The sequence below is a fragment of the Ferrovibrio sp. genome, assembly GCF_019636075.1.
In the GTDB taxonomy this organism is placed as follows: domain Bacteria; phylum Pseudomonadota; class Alphaproteobacteria; order Ferrovibrionales; family Ferrovibrionaceae; genus Ferrovibrio.
Genome location: NZ_JAHBYG010000030.1, coordinates 37,105 through 54,050 on the forward strand (window position 1 = coordinate 37,105; position 16,946 = coordinate 54,050).

At 61.4% G+C, this 16,946-nt stretch carries 17 protein-coding genes; 12 read left to right on the forward strand and 5 right to left on the reverse strand.

The genetic code is table 11. The features are described 5' to 3' along the window. Positions 1-206: 206 nt before the first annotated feature. The gene (locus KF827_RS13125) at positions 207-1,844 is read left to right on the forward strand and encodes an MFS transporter (protein ID WP_291006216.1); all 1,638 of its coding nucleotides are present in this window, start codon (positions 207-209) and stop codon (positions 1,842-1,844) included. Between the two features lie 171 nt (positions 1,845-2,015). On the opposite strand, the gene KF827_RS13130 is transcribed toward KF827_RS13125, so the two are convergent. Further along, positions 2,016-2,504 (reverse strand): Lrp/AsnC family transcriptional regulator, encoded by a 489-nt coding sequence (locus KF827_RS13130; protein WP_291006219.1) that lies wholly within the window; start codon positions 2,502-2,504, stop codon positions 2,016-2,018. Positions 2,505-2,760: 256 nt separating this feature from the next. On the opposite strand from KF827_RS13130, the gene KF827_RS13135 reads away from it, so the two are divergent. From KF827_RS13135 to KF827_RS13150, 4 genes are all read left to right on the forward strand, one after another. Beyond that, positions 2,761-4,740 (forward strand): hypothetical protein, encoded by a 1,980-nt coding sequence (locus KF827_RS13135; protein WP_291006223.1) that lies wholly within the window; start codon positions 2,761-2,763, stop codon positions 4,738-4,740. A 98-nt stretch (positions 4,741-4,838) separates the two neighbouring features. Then, entirely contained in the window at positions 4,839-5,807 is a 969-nt protein-coding gene (trxB, locus tag KF827_RS13140) for a thioredoxin-disulfide reductase (protein ID WP_291006226.1), read from the forward strand. A 34-nt stretch (positions 5,808-5,841) separates the two neighbouring features. Beyond that, positions 5,842-6,738, forward strand: coding sequence for a LysR family transcriptional regulator (locus KF827_RS13145; RefSeq protein WP_367273143.1), 897 nt, complete (start codon positions 5,842-5,844; stop codon positions 6,736-6,738). A 36-nt stretch (positions 6,739-6,774) separates the two neighbouring features. Beyond that, entirely contained in the window at positions 6,775-8,556 is a 1,782-nt protein-coding gene (locus KF827_RS13150) for a PAS domain-containing sensor histidine kinase (RefSeq protein WP_291006229.1), read from the forward strand. Between the two features lie 262 nt (positions 8,557-8,818). Here the strand turns inward: KF827_RS13150 and KF827_RS13155 are convergent, their stop codons facing one another. The 4 genes from KF827_RS13155 to KF827_RS13170 form a co-directional block, all read right to left on the reverse strand. Next, the gene (locus tag KF827_RS13155) at positions 8,819-9,469 is read right to left on the reverse strand and encodes an HAD family hydrolase (RefSeq protein ID WP_291006232.1); all 651 of its coding nucleotides are present in this window, start codon (positions 9,467-9,469) and stop codon (positions 8,819-8,821) included. A 24-nt stretch (positions 9,470-9,493) separates the two neighbouring features. After that, positions 9,494-10,456, reverse strand: a complete 963-nt coding sequence (gene msrP, locus KF827_RS13160) for a protein-methionine-sulfoxide reductase catalytic subunit MsrP (RefSeq protein WP_290985804.1) — start codon at positions 10,454-10,456, stop codon at positions 9,494-9,496. A gap of 87 nt (positions 10,457-10,543) precedes the next feature. Next, positions 10,544-11,014 (reverse strand): Dps family protein, encoded by a 471-nt coding sequence (locus KF827_RS13165; protein WP_290985800.1) that lies wholly within the window; start codon positions 11,012-11,014, stop codon positions 10,544-10,546. A 103-nt stretch (positions 11,015-11,117) separates the two neighbouring features. Continuing rightward, a complete protein-coding gene (locus KF827_RS13170) occupies positions 11,118-11,531 on the reverse strand; it encodes a YkvA family protein (RefSeq protein ID WP_291006235.1) in 414 nt (137 codons plus the stop codon). A 116-nt stretch (positions 11,532-11,647) separates the two neighbouring features. Between KF827_RS13170 and KF827_RS13175 the strand changes: the two genes are divergently transcribed. From KF827_RS13175 to KF827_RS13205, 7 genes are all read left to right on the forward strand, one after another. After that, on the forward strand, positions 11,648-12,409 hold the full coding sequence (locus KF827_RS13175; RefSeq protein ID WP_290985795.1) for an SDR family NAD(P)-dependent oxidoreductase: 762 nt from the start codon (positions 11,648-11,650) through the stop codon (positions 12,407-12,409). Positions 12,410-12,624: 215 nt separating this feature from the next. Next, a complete protein-coding gene (mdh, locus tag KF827_RS13180) occupies positions 12,625-13,593 on the forward strand; it encodes a malate dehydrogenase (RefSeq protein WP_291006237.1) in 969 nt (322 codons plus the stop codon). Between the two features lie 180 nt (positions 13,594-13,773). Then, on the forward strand, positions 13,774-14,649 hold the full coding sequence (locus tag KF827_RS13185) for a hypothetical protein (RefSeq protein ID WP_291006240.1): 876 nt from the start codon (positions 13,774-13,776) through the stop codon (positions 14,647-14,649). Beyond that, positions 14,636-15,391 carry a MalM family protein gene (locus KF827_RS13190; RefSeq protein ID WP_291006243.1) on the forward strand — a complete coding sequence of 252 codons (756 nt, stop codon included), beginning with the start codon at positions 14,636-14,638 and terminating at the stop codon, positions 15,389-15,391. Before KF827_RS13185 ends, KF827_RS13190 begins: the two co-directional genes overlap by 14 nt. Positions 15,392-15,460: 69 nt before the next feature. Next, complete coding sequence (locus KF827_RS13195; RefSeq protein WP_291006246.1) at positions 15,461-15,949, forward strand: hypothetical protein; 489 nt, start codon at positions 15,461-15,463, stop codon at positions 15,947-15,949. A 30-nt stretch (positions 15,950-15,979) separates the two neighbouring features. After that, a complete protein-coding gene (locus tag KF827_RS13200; protein WP_291006249.1) occupies positions 15,980-16,171 on the forward strand; it encodes a YqaE/Pmp3 family membrane protein in 192 nt (63 codons plus the stop codon). A gap of 9 nt (positions 16,172-16,180) precedes the next feature. After that, a complete protein-coding gene (locus KF827_RS13205; RefSeq protein WP_291006252.1) occupies positions 16,181-16,825 on the forward strand; it encodes a hypothetical protein in 645 nt (214 codons plus the stop codon). The last annotated feature ends 121 nt before the right edge of the window (positions 16,826-16,946 follow it).

A 16,946-nucleotide genomic window follows, 5' to 3' on the forward strand; every position in this document is an offset into this window, starting at 1 on the left:
CCGCGGATAGTGCGGCAAACCGTGCGGGCTGCAAGCCCCGCCGACGATCTTTCGACTTATGTCTCATCCGGCAGGCTGTCGCGTATATGGAGAATTTACGCGGTTCGACGCTATGGCTGTAGCCATGCTGGCGATCCATACGGATCGGCCGGCGCTAGGGAGATGCGGGGCGGCATGAGCGCCCGCACATAGGGAAAGGCAAGGCTATGGCCGAAATATCAGCAACAGCAGGCAAGGGCGGCATGATCGTATCGCCCGCCGAAGAGCGGCAGGTGATCTTCGCTTCATCGCTCGGCACTGTATTCGAATGGTACGATTTCTATCTTTACGCCACTTTGGCCCCGTTTTTCGCCAGCCTGTTCTTTCCGCCCGGCAACGAAACGGCGGCCCTGCTCTCGGCTTTTGCCACCTATGCGGCAGGCTTTCTGGTGCGTCCCTTCGGCGCCATCGTGTTCGGCCATATCGGCGACCTGGTGGGGCGCAAATATACCTTCCTGGTCACCATCCTGGTGATGGGCTTCTCCACTTTTGCGGTTGGCCTGCTGCCCACCTTTGCCACCATCGGCTGGGCCGCGCCGGCCTTGCTGGTGGTCCTGCGCCTGCTGCAGGGCCTGGCGCTGGGCGGTGAATATGGCGGCGCCGCCACCTATGTGGCCGAACATGCGCCGCAGAATGGCCGCGGCTATGCCACCAGCTGGATCCAGACCACGGCAACGCTCGGTTTCTTCCTGTCGTTGGCGGTGATCGGCGCCTGCCGCGTTTCGATCGATGCCAAGGTGTTTGCCGAATGGGGCTGGCGCCTGCCGTTCCTGGTATCGCTGGCATTGCTGGCATTCTCGGTCTACATCCGCATGAAGCTGAATGAATCGCCGGTTTTCCAGCGCATGAAGGCTGAGGGCCGGGGTTCCGACCATCCGATCCGCGACAGCTTTTTCCGCTATCCCAACAACAAGTTCGTGTTCCTGGCGCTGATCGGCGCCACCGCCGGCCAGGGCGTGGTGTGGTATACTGGGCAGTTCTATGCCCTGTTCTTCCTCACCATCACCTTGAAGGTGGATTATCTCACGGCCTATCAGTTGATCGCCATTTCGCTGTTGCTGGGCACGCCGTTCTTCGTGGTGTTCGGCAAACTGTCGGATAAGATCGGCCGATTGAAGATCATCCTGGCAGGCTGCCTGCTCGCGGCCTTGACGTATTTCCCGCTGTTCAGCGCGCTGACGCATTACGTCAATCCCGATCTGGAAGCCTTCCAGAGCCGCACGGAAATCACCGTCACTGCGCCGTCTGATCAGTGTAACTTCCACATCTTCGTGGGCCCGTGGTCGAAATTCACCGATTGCGACCGCGCGAAGGATTACCTGACCAAGCTGGGCCTGTCGTTCAGGACCGTCGATGCGCCTGCCGGCATGCCGGCGGTGGTGAAGATCGGCGATAAGACGATCCCGTTCGATAATTGGGTGGCCAACAAGGTGGCCGGCCAGATCGATGCGGTGCTGGCCTCCACCGGCTATCCCAAATCCGCCGATCCGGCCAAGATCAACTGGGGCATGACCCTGCTGATCCTGTTCATCATGCTGATCTATGTCACCATGGTGTATGGCCCGATCGCGGCCTTCCTGGTCGAGATGTTCCCGGTGAATATCCGTTACACCTCGATGTCGTTGCCCTATCACATCGGCAATGGCTGGTTCGGCGGCATGCTGCCGCTGCTGGCCACGGCAATGGTGGCTGCCACCGGCAATATCTATAACGGCCTGTGGTATCCCATCGTGGTGGCGGTGATGACCCTGCTGGTAGGCGCCCTGTTCCTGAAGGACACCCGCGACCGCGACATCCATACCTGATCCCGGCACACCTGATCCCGGCATACCAAATCCCGGAATGCCTGCGCATCCAGAGTATCGGGTGCGCAGGTTGAGTGCGCGTCGAGCATGCCCAACTGAACCGCTGAGTCTGCGGCGCCGGCCAGATATTCTGGCCGGTGTTTTTTTGCCGTCAGCGGTGTTTTTTTGCCGTCAGGCTTCTTCGGCCGCCAGGTCCACCGGCACGCCGGGCTCGTTTTTCGAGCAACGGATGGTCAATGCGGTTTTCACATGGGCCACATTGGCCAGCGCGGTGAGTTCGCGGGTCAGGAAGGTTTGATAGGCATCCCAGTCGCGCGCCACGATTTTCAGGATGAAGTCGTTTTCGCCGGCCAGCATGTGGCATTCGCGCACCTGCGGCCAATTGCTCACGGTATGCTCGAAGGCCACCAGATCCTGCTCGGCCTGGCTGCTCAGCCCCACCATGGCAAACACCGTCACCCCATAGCCCAGCGCCTGGGGGTTGAGTTCGGCATGATAGCCGCGAATATAGCCAGCCTCCTCCAGCGCCCTTACCCGGCGCAGGCAGGGCGGGGCGGATATTCCTACCCGTCCAGCCAACTCAACATTGGTCATCCGGCCATCGGCCTGCAGATCGGAGAGGATTCTGCGGTCGATATGGTCGAGTTTAACCTTTTGCATGAAATTTCCTTCCAGCCCCCAATGCGCGCAATAATATTATGCATTGCGCGGTATAGCCAAGGGCTGCGGAAAGAAAATATCGCGATTGCGAAAGATTGTTAGGCGAATATGGCAATCCAGGCCGGCTGCGGCGTTTGGGCGCAAGCCCGGGGCGGTCTGACCGGGTGATTTTCCGCGCGGCAGCGTTTTCCGCGGCAGGCGGCAATGTTACTAAGGCAGCAGGGGTGTGGCCCACTCAGCACCGGTCCCTAGGCGCATGGCACTCAAAATCGATACTTTCTCCAATCCCGATGCCCGCAATGGTTGGCGCCCGGGCAACAATTTCGGCGGCCATAGCCTGTTCAAGGCTTTGGGCCACCCCAAGGTCATGGCGCAAGGCCGGGCGCTTGCGGAAAAACTCGGCGGCTTCGCCCGCCTGGCGCTGTACGATCCCGAGCCGCAGCCGATCCTGGAGCCGTTCGACGCCTTCTTCCCGATCCCGCGCGGCAATATCGCTGCCCTGCTGGTGCAGCGGGTGGAGGATATCGGCGCCGAGCGCCTGGGCTTCACGGCGCGCCCAGTGCTGGATCTGCCCGCGATTGCCCCCGATGCGGTGTTCATCGCCGCCTTCGATTCCGGCGCGCTGAAAAGCCAGATCGAGCGCCTGCTGCCGCCGGGTTGCCAGGTGCTCAGTCTGGACGACATGCGTCTGCCCGCCGAATGGCTGGGCAATCCGGGCAAGTATCTCGATCCGATCAACTTCGCCACCAACTTCGCCTTCCTGCGCGATGCCGAGGGGCTGCATACCAAGCTGGTGACGGCGAATTACTGGCGTGGCTATGGCGCCGAACGGGCTGCATTGTGGTGCTGTCTGTTCGATCCCGATGGCGGCGTGCTGGCCGAGTGGGAAGAGCAGCTTGGCGGCACCAATCATTCGCTGATCATCGATAGCCGCGAAGTGCGCCGCCGTTTCGGCCTGAGCGATTTCGCCGGGTCGCTGTTCATGCATGCCCTGCGCGCCAAGGGCCACGATGTGGTGAAATACGCGCTGGATTGTTTCTCCGAGGATGGCGACCAGCTTTCGTGCACCCATGATGCCAATGCCTGGCCGGCCGATCTCTATGCCGGTGTGCCGGCGCCCAAGGCGGGCGAAAAGCTGCTGCTCTGGGTGCAGAACAGCCATCCGCTCACCATTCCGGCCGGGGCCATCGGCGCCAATGCCATGGGCAGCCAGGATACCGCCTGGGTGGATACCGAAGTGCCGCCATTCGGCACCCGCGCCGTCGATCTGGGCGCTTTGCTGCCGGGCCTGAAATTCCCCGATCAGATCGAAATCCAGGCCGGCCGCTATTTCGTGCGTCCGCGCTACGAGATTCTGCGTGCCCGCGATGGCAAACCGCCGCGCCGCCGCATTGCGCATGCCAATGTGGAGCGTATCGATCTCAAGCCAGATCCCAAGCTGCCGCAACTGGGCGGCCTGCTGGGCAAGGGCTATGTGATGCCGCTGCCGATCCTGCCGCTGGATCGCTGGCGCTCGGTCACGCTACCCACGCCGATGAGTACGGCGCAGCAGGAATTGCCGCTGAAGCTGTTGCTGATCGATGGCTCAGGCGAAACCGTGGCGGAAAAGTATCTCGGCCGTTTGGCGCGGCGCGACTCGGTGCCTGCCGATATCGATGCCTGGATGGCGGAAGCCGGCGCCAGCCTGCCCAGCGGCTATGGCCATGTGGAATATCTCTATGATTTCCGCGATGGCGGCGAGGCAGATGGCTGGCTGCATGCGCTGGGGCTCTATGAACAGCGGGCGTCGGGCCATGCGGCGGAGACCATCTTCGGCGCGCATATCTACAATATGCCGATCACCTATCGTGACGAGCCGCAAAGCTATACCCATCGTCCGCCGGGCCTGACCACGCGGCTGTTCCTGCGGCTGGGCGATGCGCCGTTCGATTCGATCTGCCATCTGGTCTATCCGGCCTCGCTGCCGGCCGGCACCTATGGCAGCGGCGAGCCGTCGGCCACCAAGCTGACGTTGTTCAACGGCCGTGCCGAAGCTTTGGCCGAACGCGACCTGCCGATACCCTATGGCGGTTCGGTGTTTTTTCGGGTTTCCGAGGTGTTCGGCACCGCCTTGCGGCAGCAGGCCGGTAGCGGCGCCTGGGTGCAGATCCGCGACACCACCTGCCGGTTGTTCGGCTTCCATGGCCTGGAAAACGGCCAGACCAGCTTCTGCCTGGATCACATGTTCGGGTTTTAATCGGATTTACCGCCGATCCGTAACGTCGCGGGCATTTAATAGGGCGGGGTACCGCCCTATTATTCAGGGAACAGACCCCTCTTTCCCGAGTCCCGATCATGGCTAAGACCTTTCACACCAAAGCCCTCATCATCGGTTCCGGCCCGGCCGGCTGCACGGCGGCGATCTATGCCGCCCGCGCTTCGCTGAAGCCGATCATGGTGCATGGCCTGCAGCCCGGCGGCCAGCTCACCATCACCACCGATGTGGAGAATTATCCCGGCTTCGCCAAGGTGATCCAGGGCCCCTGGCTGATGCAGGAGATGGAAGAGCAGGCCCGCCATGTCGGCGCCGAGATCATCCACGACATCATCGTGTCGGTCGATCTCTCGCGCCGGCCCTTCGTGGCCAAGGGCGATTCCGGCGATACCTATATCGGCGAAACCCTGATCATCGCCACCGGCGCCCAGGCGCGCTGGCTGGGTCTGCCCAGCGAACAGCATTTCCAGGGCTTCGGCGTTTCGGCCTGCGCCACCTGCGACGGCTTCTTCTTCCGTGGCAAGAAGGTGGTGGTGGTGGGCGGCGGCAATACCGCCGTTGAAGAGGCGCTTTATCTCACCAACCATGCCGAGGAAGTGACCATCGTGCATCGGCGCGACAGCTTCCGCGCCGAAAAGATTTTGCAAGATCGCCTGTTTGCCAATCCCAAGATCAAGGTGATCTGGGATCATCAGGTGGAGGAGATCGTCGGCGGCAGCGAGCCGAAAGGTGTGGAAGGCGTGCGCCTGAAGAATACCCGCACCGGCGCGATCCAGCAGATCGCCACCGACGGCGTATTCGTCGCTATCGGCCATACGCCCAATACGGCCTTGTTCAAGGATCAATTGCCGCTGGACAAGGATGGTTACCTGACCACCAAGCCCGGCACCACGCAGACCGCCATTGCCGGCGTGTTCGCTGCCGGCGATGTGCAGGATAAGATCTATCGTCAGGCTGTAACGGCGGCTGGCAGCGGCTGCATGGCGGCGCTGGAAGCCGAGAAATTCGTCGCGGGTCATGGGTCTGCGGAAGCCGAAGCGGCCGATTGAGCCGCTGAACGGGTGAGGGGGGAATAAAACCGCCATGTCGGCGCTGGATTGGGACAAGCTGCGCATCTTCCATGCGGTTGCCGAGGCGGGCAGCCTCACCCATGCCGGCGAACAGCTTGGCCTCAGCCAATCCGCTGTCAGCCGCCAGATCGGCGCGCTGGAAACTCAGCTCAACACCTCGCTGTTCCATCGCCATGCGCGCGGTTTGATCCTCACCGAACAGGGCGAATTGCTGTTGCGCACGGCACGGGAAATTTTCTCTCGCCTGGCAGTGGCGGAAGCCATGATTGCCGACAGCAAGGACAAGCCCAGCGGCGACCTGCGCGTTACTTCGACGGTGGCTTTCGGCACCATCTGGCTGGCACCGCGCATCAAGGAATTCATGGATCTCTATCCCGATATCCGCATCTCGCTGGTGGTGGATGATCGTGAACTCGATCTGTCGATGCGCGAGGCGGATGTGGCGATCCGCATGTGGAAGCCCACGCAATCCGATCTGATTCAGCGCAAGTTGCTCACCGTTCACAATCATCTCTATGCTTCGGTGGATTACGTCACCCGCCATGGTGCGCCGCAGGCGGTGGAGGATCTCGATCGCCATCGCCTGGTGGTTTATGGCGAAACCGCGCCGGCGCATTTCGACAATATCAACTGGCTGCTCACCGTGGGCGAACCCAGCCGTCCGCGCGAGCCGATCTTCACCGTCAACAATGTGTATGGCGTGATGCAGGCGATGGTCAGCGGCCTGGGCGTTGCGGCGCTACCGGATTACATGGTGCAGGGCAATCCCCGCGTGGTGCGCGTGTTGCCCAATGTGGATGGGCCGAATTTCGATACGTATCTGGCCTATCCCGAAGAACTGCGCAACACCAAGCGTCTCGCGGTGTTCCGCGACTTCCTGCTGCGCAAAGTGGCCGATTGGCGTTATTAGGAAAATCAGTTGCTGCAAATCGTCGGTGATGGGCGCATGAACGATTTGCTGGTGAAGATTCGCCGGCCGATCGATATGGCGGCGCAGTTCATCGTGGCCTGCCTGGTGCCGTTCACGGTGGGCGATGCGCTGCCGCTCTGGCAGCGCCTGCTCTATCCGATCCTCACCGCTCTGGTCGTTGGGGCGCAATTCCTGTTGCATCGCAGCTATCGTGGGGATTCCGAACGCAGCAAGACAAATCGAACGCGCTGGTCGCTGCTGTTCCATCTTGTTTATGCCGCCAATGGCCTGCTGTTTGGCATCGGACTGTCCGTGCTGGCGTTGCTGCCGCGCGGAGAGGGCGTGCTGCTGGCCATCTGCGGGCTGGTCGGGATGGGTATCTCGGTGGCGCTGACCACGGCGGCGATGGCCTCGCTGTCGCTGCTGCTGGTAACCCTCACCTATCTGCCGCCTTTCCTGCTGCTGGTGGCGCGTGCCGCGCCGGGCGATCTGTCGCTTGCGGCGACCGGCGGCATGCTGGGTCTGCTGGTGGCGGCTTTTGTGCTGCGGTTCCAAGTCTATTACCGGCGCGGCAGCGCGCTGGTGGAGCGGCTGCGCGAAAGCTTGCGCGAACGCAGCCAGATCAGCGCAACCGCGCGCGCGGCCGAGGCGCGGCTGCGTTCGATCCTGGATACGGCGCCGTTTCCCATCGTTGTCGTGCGGCAATCCGATGGCGGCTTTCTTTACAGCAACCGGCCGGCGGCGCAGCTTTTCGGTATCGCGCTGCCCGATGATCCCGCAGCCATGGTGCGCTATCGGCTGGATCCAGCGCATCACCATCGCATTTTCGCCGCTCCGGCCGATCAGCCCGAAGATGGCGCCGAACGGGAATTCCAGCTTGCCACCGCTCATGGCGGTGTTATCTGGGCCAGCATGGCAGCGGTGGCGATGCAATATGGCGGTGCGCCGGCGGCCTTGGCGGTGGTGCATGATGTCACCGCGCGGCGGCAATCCGAACAGCGGCTGCGCGAGGCCAATGAAACCTTGGCGCATCAAGCCGAAATGCTGGCCGCTCGATCCGAAACCCTTGAGGCTGCGCGCCGCGCCGCCATCGAAGCGCATCGTGCCGCCGAATATGCAAACCGTGCGAAATCGCAATTCCTGGCCCATATGAGCCATGAGTTGCGCACGCCGCTGAATGCCATCATCGGCTTTTCCGAGATCATGGCGTTGCAGATGCTGGGCGCTTCCGGCGTGCAGCAATACGATCGCTATGCCCGCGATATCCACAACGCGGGCCGGCATCTGCTGTCGGTGATCGATGATATCCTCGATCTATCCAAGATCGAGGCCGGGCGGATGGAGCTGCAGCCCGGGCCGGTGGTGTGGGGCAATCTGCGCGGGGATTGCCTGCTGCTGGTGCGCCCGCTGGCCGCCGACCGTCAGGTGCGTATGCAGGTGGATGGTCCAGACGAACTGAGCTTCATTGCCGATAGCCGCATGGCCAAACAGATGCTGGTCAACCTTTTGTCCAATGCGGTGAAGTTCACCGCGCCGGGCGGTCTGGTCAGCCTGCAGGCCGAGGCTCTGCCCGATGGCGGCGGCACGCTGTTGAGCGTTTCCGATACCGGTATCGGCATGAGCGTCGCGGATATCGACAAGGCTTTGCTGCCTTTCGGCCAGGCCGACAACGCTATGGTTTCGCAGTTGCGAGGTACCGGCCTGGGGCTGCCCCTGGTGAAGAGTTTGATCGAATTGCATAACGGCCGTCTGGAGATCGAGAGCGAGCCGGGGCGCGGCACCATTGTCCGCCTATATTTTCCGCCAGTTGCCCAATAGGCGGGTGATCTGCCTAGATATGCAGCAAATGCATGGCTGTCCTGCTAAATGAGAGGATGGTCAAAACCGCTGCGGCGCATTACATCTACCCCTGTCAGATGTTGCGTCGCAGCATCTTTTCAGTTTCCGGCTCCGGCCAGAAACTAGGCCGTGGTGGCTCCCCCGCCATCCCGGCCTTCCGCGCGTCTCGCGCGGAGCCTCCCTGTTAAGACTTTGCCGGCCTGACACCAGTCAGGCCGGCCTTTTTTTGTCTTTTCCCTGCCTAAACAAAGGTTTGCAGCTCATCCAGATGGCGGATGAGGCGGCAGCCCATGGCTTTGAAAGGCGCATCCAGGGCGGTATCGGGCTGTGGCCGGAAGGCAAAAACTTGCATGCCGGCCCGTATTCCGGCGGTAGCTCCGGGCAGGCTGTCCTCAACTACCACGCATTTTTCGGGCGCTGCACCCATGGTTTGCGCTGCGAACAGGAATAGGTCCGGCGCCGGTTTGCCATGCTGCACCTGCTGGGCGCTGAACAGGCTGCCGGGGCTGAAAAAACGGGCAAGGTTGGTGCGTCGCAGGCTGAAAGCGATCTTGTCCGATTCGGAGGAGGAGGCCACGCAGCGTGGCCCCCGCAGGCGGCTGAGCAATGCCTCGGCGCCGGGAATCGGTTGCAGGTCGCGCTCCAGGCGCCGGAAGGTTTCGGCCTGCAGATCGTCGCGGAAGCCCGGCGGCAGGGCGAGGCCATATCGCTCGTGCGCCAGGCGGAAACAGCTTTCCAGGCTCAGGCCGGTAAAGTCATGCGCCAGGCGGGCCTCGTCAATGGCCGGGTCGAGGCCCAAAGCCGCCAGCTTTTCATGGAACACCCGATTGGCCAGCGGCTCGGAATCCACCAGCGTGCCATCCAGGTCGAAAACGATCAGGTCGTGGCTCATGCCGCCACATTAAACACGGCAGGCTCACATGAACAGCTTGCGGCCCAGGCCTTCCATGTCCTTGTAGAGGCCGGCCACATGCTCGCCATAGCCGTTATAGATCACGGTGGGAATGCGGTTGCCGGTGCCGATGATTTCCTCGGTGGCCTGGCTCCAGCGCGGATGCGGCACAGCCGGGTTCACATTGGCCCAGAAGCCGTATTCATCGGGGCCGAGATCTTCCCAGAAGCTTTTCGGTTGCTTGTCGGTGAAGGTGAAGCGCACGATCGACTTCACCGATTTGAAACCGTATTTCCAAGGCGTCGCCAGCCGCAGCGGCGCGCCCATCTGCTTGGGAATCGGTTTGCCGTAAACCCCGGTGGAAATAAAGGCCAGATCGTTGGTGGCCTCGGCCATGCTCAGGCCTTCCACATAGGGCCAGGGATACCAATCCTGGCGCTGGCCGCGTGCTTCCTTGGGCCGCATGAAGGTTTCCATGCGCAGGTATTTCGCATCGTTTTTCGGCTTCGCGAAATCCACCAGCGCCTTCACCGGAAAGCCGCTCCACGGCACCGTCATCGCCCAGGCTTCCACGCAGCGGAAGCGGTAGATGCGCTCTTCCAGCGGCATCTTGCGGATCAGCTCTTCGGCATCCAGCGTGATCGGTTTTTCCACCAGGCCGTCGATCTGCACATCCCAGGGTTTCAGGTTCAGGCTTTGCGCTGTGTCTGAAATCCGCTTGGTGGTGCCGAATTCGTAGAAGTTGTTGTAGGTGGTCGCCACTTTTTCCTCGGTCAGCGGCCGGCCGGCTTCGAAGGCGGCATTGCGTTTGGCGGGATAAAGTTCGCCCGCCATGCCGGCAACCTGAGCCTGGCCGGTATGCGGCATCATGCCGGCAAGGCCGATACCGGCCGCGCCTAGCAGCGCCTGACGCCTGTTCAGGAACACCGCCTCGGGCGTTACCTGGCTTTCCTTGATTTCCCAGCCACGCAGCCGCTTGATCAGCATGCTAAACCCCTAAAAAAACAAATGGCGACGGGGAGAGGCTACTCCCATCGCCGCCATTCGCCAATCACACTTGTAGGTAGGGGATGCTCACTTTTCCAGGAGGCTGCGCAGCATCCAGGCGGTTTTTTCATGCACCTGCAGGCGCTGGGTCAGCAGGTCGGCGGTGGGCTCGTCGCTCGCCTTGTCGGCCTGCGGGAAGATCGCACGCGCGGTGCGCGCCACAGCTTCGTGGCCCTTCACCAGATTCTTGATCATGTCGGTGGCTGCCGGAATCTTGGTTTCTTCCGGGATCGAGCTCAACTTCACGAATTGCGCATAGGTGCCCGGCGCGGCAAAGCCCAGGGCGCGGATACGCTCGGCGATGGCATCCACCGCAAGCGCCAGTTCGGTGTAATGCTGCTCGAACATCAGATGCAGCGTCTGGAACATCGGGCCGGTGACATTCCAATGGTAATTATGCGTCTTCAGATACAGCGTGTAGGTGTCGGCCAGCAGGTGCGACAAGCCATCGGCAATCTTCTTCCGATCCTTCTCGTTAATCCCGATATCGATATCCATGGGGGCTTCTCCTTTGCTGCATTCTATATTGGAACCATTCTTGAAAATGGCAATGGCCATACTGTTTTAAATACGGGTCTTTTCGGCGGTTGATCGCCGATTTTCATACTGCGAAATCGCCGTTCTTGGCGGCTTCAAGGGCGGCCTTGGCCCGGTCCCGGTGCTGTTGCGTGATATGCGCCTGCACGGTGCGCATGGCCAGCAGCAGCACGGCCAGGTCGTCCGTATAGCCAAGCGCGAGAAACATGTCGGGCACGGCATCCAGCGGCAGCACGAAATAGCCCAGCGCGCCCAGCAGCGTGGCTTTGGCGCGGGCCGGAGTGGCCGGGTCGATGGCGCAGTAATACGCTGTCAGCAGGTCCGCCAGGCGGTCGCGCAGCCAGGGCAGGCGACCCAGCACGGCCTGTAATTTGGCGCGGAATTGCGGCTTCAGCCTGGCTTCCTCTGCGGCAAGCTTGTCGGGCTCCAGGGCGCCCGCACTTTCCTCTGGCAGGTTTTCGCGGTTTGCTGCGGTCATGCTCTGGATATGGTGAGGCGCGCAGCCCTCGCCAAGGGGCGCAGGCATCGGCTATAAACCGGGCAGATTTTGTAATGCACAGCAACAATTGAGCAAGAAAAGCGGAGGAACTCGGCATGAATCTCAAAGGTGTTGGCGCTATCGTCACCGGCGGTGCCTCGGGTCTGGGCGCGGCCACCGCGCGCGAACTGGCCAAGGCCGGCGCCAAGGTTGCGATCTTCGACATGAATCTCGAACTGGCCACCCAGACCGCCGGCGAAATCGGTGGCGTGGCGATCAAATGCGACGTGGCTGATGGTCCCGGCGGCGAGGCTGCCGTGCAGGATGCCATTGCCAAGGTCGGCCCGGTGCGCGTGCTGGTGAATTGCGCCGGCGTCGGCACGCCGATGAAGGCGGTGGGCAAGGATGGCCCGGTGGCGTTGGAGAAATTCGTCAAGGTGGTGCAGATCAATCTGGTCGGCACGTTCAACATGATCCGCCTGGTGGCGTATCACATGCAGCAGCAGGCCGAGATGGATGGCAAGGAGCGCGGCTGCATCATCAACACCGCGTCGGTGGCGGCGTTCGATGGCCAGATCGGCCAGCCCGCCTATGGCGCCTCCAAGGCCGGCGTGCATGGCATGACGCTGCCTCTCGCCCGGGAATTCTCCCAGTTCGGCATCCGCGTCTGCACCATCGCGCCGGGCTTGTTCGGCACCCCGATGATGTTCGCCCTGCCGCCCGAGGCGCAGGAATCCTTGGGCAAGTCGGTGCCGTATCCGTCGCGCCTGGGCAAGCCTGAGGAATATGCCGCGCTGGCCCGCCATATCTGCGAAAACCAGATGCTGAACGGCGAAACCATCCGCCTGGATGGTGCGCTGCGTATGGCGCCCCGTTAAGGGCGCCATCGCGAAAAGAGTACCGGGCGTATGGCGCCCCGCTAAGGGCGCTATCGCAGGGTTACCAAACCGCAACGGCCGCCGAAACATTGCGGCGGCCGTCATTCTTTGGCGGATCGGCCCGACTAAACCTTGCCTGCACGGGCGATTCCCGCTACCCCTTGGGCCGCTTATTTCCACTCCCCTCACAGACAGAGATTTCCGGAGGATATCCCATGGCGCGCAATAAAATCGCCTTGATCGGCGGCGGCAATATCGGCGGCACGCTGGCCCTGCTGGCCGGCCTGAAGGAACTCGGCGACATCACCATCTTCGACGTGGTGGAAGGCCTGCCTCAGGGCAAGGCGCTCGATCTGGCCCAGGCCGGCGCCGTGGAAGGCTTCGATGCCAAGCTGAAGGGTACCCAGGATTACGCCGATATCGCCGGTTCCGATGTCATCATCGTCACCGCCGGCGTGGCCCGCAAGCCGGGCATGAGCCGCGACGACCTGCTCGGCATCAACATCAAGGTGATGCAGGCGGTGGGCGCCGGCATCAAGGCGCATGCGCCCAATGCCTTCGTGATCTGCATCACCAACCCGCTGGATGCCATGGTGTGGGTGCTGCGCGAAGTCTGCGGCCTGCCGCATAACAAGGTGATCGGCATGGCCGGCGTGCTGGATAGCGCCCGCTTCCGTCATTTCCTGGCCGAAGAATTCAACGTCTCGGTCAACGACGTGAATGCCTTCGTGCTGGGCGGCCATGGCGACACCATGGTGCCGCTGATCCGCTATTCCACCGTGGCCGGCATTCCGGTGCCGGATCTGATCAAGATGGGCTGGTCCACCCAGGAGAAGATCGACAAGATCATCCAGCGCACCCGCGATGGCGGCGCCGAGATCGTGGCCCTGCTCAAGACCGGCTCGGCCTTCTACGCCCCGGCCTCGTCCGCCATTGAAATGGCCGAGAGCTATCTGAAGGACAAGCGCCGCGTGTTGCCCTGCGCCGCCTGGCTGGATGGCGGCAAGTATGGCCAGAGCGGCCTCTATGTCGGCGTGCCGGTGGTGATCGGCGCCAAGGGCGTGGAGAAGATCGTCGAGATCGAACTGAATCCGGAAGAAAAGAAGATGTTCGAACATTCCGCCAATGCCGTGAAGGGCCTGGTGGAAGCCTGCAAGGGCATCGATCCCTCGCTGGCGAAGTAAGGCCTCGGCCTCACGCAAATTACACGGCGCTCCGGGCAACCGGGGCGCCGTTTGCGTTTCAAGTGTCGCGAGGCATCGCACAAAGCCTGTAATGGCTAAACTCTGAAAATTATAATATTCTTATTGGTGTTGTTTATTTATTATACGCCCCTATTGATGGATTTTTTCCGGGGGATATGAATGTCGTCGGTTCGATTGGACATGGCTGCAGTTACTGGGGCCGCGGCGCGACTGGGCCATGTCATGCCATGGCTGCGGAGTTTAGCCGTTCTCTGTGTTTTGTTTCTTGCTGCAGCCTGTGCGCAGGTGCCCAAACAGGCCTTCAACAAGGAGGCTCATGCCGGCCTCAAGCGGATTGCGCTGTTCGAACCGGTCAAGCCAGACAGCTATGCGGTGGCGGTGGTGCATCATCCTGGCAACAGCTTCGGCCTGATCGGCGGATTGATTGCGGCAGCCGAAATTCAATCCAAAAGCAACGGCTTCACCACCAAGATGCGGGAGCTTCAGCTCGATTTCGCGGCTTATCTCACGGAATCCGTGGAACAGGCATTGGTGGCGGCAAATTACGAGGTTGTGCGCTTCGCGCCGAACCGGCCCGAGAACCGCGTGCTGAACGATTATGCGAATATACCGGTGGAGGCGGACGCTTATCTCGATTGGGCAATCAATTGGCATGGCTTCCTTGCCGCGACTATCCATACCGATTACATGCCTTCCACCCGCATTTACGTGCGCTTGGTTGATGCAAAGAGCAAGGCTGTACTCTATTCCGAACTGATTGGTTATGGATTTCAATATGGCGCCGGCGAACCGGTGCAATTGCAAGCCGAACCCCAGCACCGCTTCCCGACTTATGGATCATTGATCGATGGCGCGGAACAGGCGGCGGAGGCTTTGAAAGCCGCTGCGCCATTGATTGGCGCCAGGATTTCCAACGATCTCAGGCCCAGCGATTTCGCGCCTAAGGATTCTGGGCCCAAAGATGCCAGGCCAGATGATATGAAAATCAGTGCTCTCGGAATGGATAATCACGCGTACAGAAATGCGTATCGCTAAGCGGCTTCCGAAAAATTGGAAGATGATGGTGCGGCGTGAAAGTTTAGTTGGTTGCCTGGCATTGTTGCTACTGACGGCGCTTTCTGCCTGTGTCACTGCTGGCGGGCAATATGCGCAAAAATCCGCCGAGACATTGGCCAAACGCACCGACTACCTCCCTTTGGATAGACTGACCTATCGGACATTGACCATTGGCGAACTGATCGACCAGGAGGTGGGAGAGGCGGATTCGGTGATATTGCTGGACCAGCACGAGGCGACTTATGCCAAGGCATTTGCCCTGCCGCAATGGAATGAACCTTACATGGTGAAGATAGACAGCCATGTCGTGGGGGCAATGCACGACCCCGCTGTTTTCTATCCCACTGTGCTGTTCCTTGATGCGGGCTTCCGGGAGGTGCGACGATCCGATCCATCCGCTTTCACGCTTCGGCGCGATAGCTTTAGCGGCAACGCAGTGCTGAACGGTACGCTGTTTGTCAATAAATCGAACAGCGAAGAAGCCTATATGGTGATCGTTTCGCAGCGTAGGCACGCGGATAACGCGCGGGCGTTGCACAGCATTGCTGTGCAGCAAACCATGGTCATGGTGCCGGTCGGCGGCGGCATGATGATGACATGGATGCTTCCCGGTGGAGCCCGGGAAAGTTCGGCAACGATGATTCCTGCCGCCAGCGGCAGGCTGAAATTACGGCTGGAAAACTATCGCCCTGTTGAGATGAGCGGTAAACCCCCAAAATAGCGACCTTGCAGCCAGCGCCGTTTTGCATGATTTCACAGATAATTGCCGAAGTTTCGGATGGGAGGGCATATGCGCGGCAGGGCGGGGGAGCAGAAGCCGTTTTTGTCGGCGGTGTGCATTATCACGCCTGCCATTGTTCTATTCAGCATATATGCCGTATGGGCGGTGGGGCAAAGCCTTTTGCCTGAGCCTGCAACGCCGCGAGAGCAGGCAGGCCTCTGGTATCCCGAAGACAATGTTTTTGCCATGGCATGGGTGACGTTGGGTTTTTGGGCCCTGGCATTGCCGGGCAGTGTTTTATTAGGATACCCGATGTTGCGGTTCTTGTCCTATCGCGGCTGGGATTCGTATCTTGCCTATGGATTGGGCGGCTTATTCTGCTCTCTCGCATATCGCCCGCTGCTTGTTTTGATATTTTTAGCTTTTGGTATAAGACTTCCCGGAGAGTATCTTATTCCGTTGTGGTTCGATTGGATTTTGGGCTGTTTGATGGGGCTGGTTGCGCGCTGGGCGATAACTTGGCGCTGGCTGCAGTGGAATATTTCAAAGCCTTCCTAGCGGCCGGACCCTGGTTCGAGGAGAAACTGAATGCGCCTGCTGATCGCCATTTTCCTGCCCTGGCTGTTGTTTTTCACCATCGGGCGTCCGGTGGCGGGCATTATCTGCCTGATCCTGCAGCTCACGCTGATCGGCTGGATTCCGGCGGCGCTGTGGGCCGTGTATGCGCTCAGCCAGTACAGCACGGCCAAGCAGATCGAACAGGCCAAGCTGGGCCAGTAAGGCGCATCCATGGGCGAGGTTCTGCCGCCGGGGCCTTCTGAGACCGGGCCCGCAACCGGGCCAGCAACCGGACCAGGCCCGGACGGCGATTACACCGGCCGGCGCTGGCGGGTGGTTGGCGGCGGCCCACGCCGTCCGATCGAGCGCGCCGCCCTGCGCTATCTGCTGGCTATCGTCATCGCGCCGCCTTTGGGGCTGCTGGTGGCGCATGCTCCCATGCTGTTGCTGATCGTGCTGGGCCCGCTGGGCATCGGCTTGATCGCCGCCGGATTTGCCCTGGCGCTGGGGGCGGCGATTGCGATGTATCCGGTGATGGCGACAGTGGGTCTGGGGATGCTGCTGCTGCTGGATTGGCGCGCCGGACGCGGCGGCCCGGTCACAATGGCCGATCCGCGTCCCTATGCCCTGCTGGGCGGCCTGTCCGGCATGATCACCGGTCTGGCGCTGGCGGATTGGAGCGGCGCGCAAGGCATCGGCGGTGTACTGCTGGGGTTGGGCTTCGGCGCTTATGGCGGCTGGCTCGGCCTGGCCATCGGCATGGTGGCCGGCCTGATCATGCGCGCCACCGATCCGCGTTTGCAGCCGCCCGGCGGGGGCATGGGCGGGGGCATGGCGGCGGAAGCCGTGATCATCGAGCCGCTGCGGCGCGATTAACCGCCCCGGTTGCGCCGGATTGCATCCCTGCAATTCGGCGCTTGCTTCCGGCCGCCGCTCTCCTACATGGTCAGCCGAGAGAAAGTACCGGGAGTTCCGCAATTATGATCAGCCCGCGATC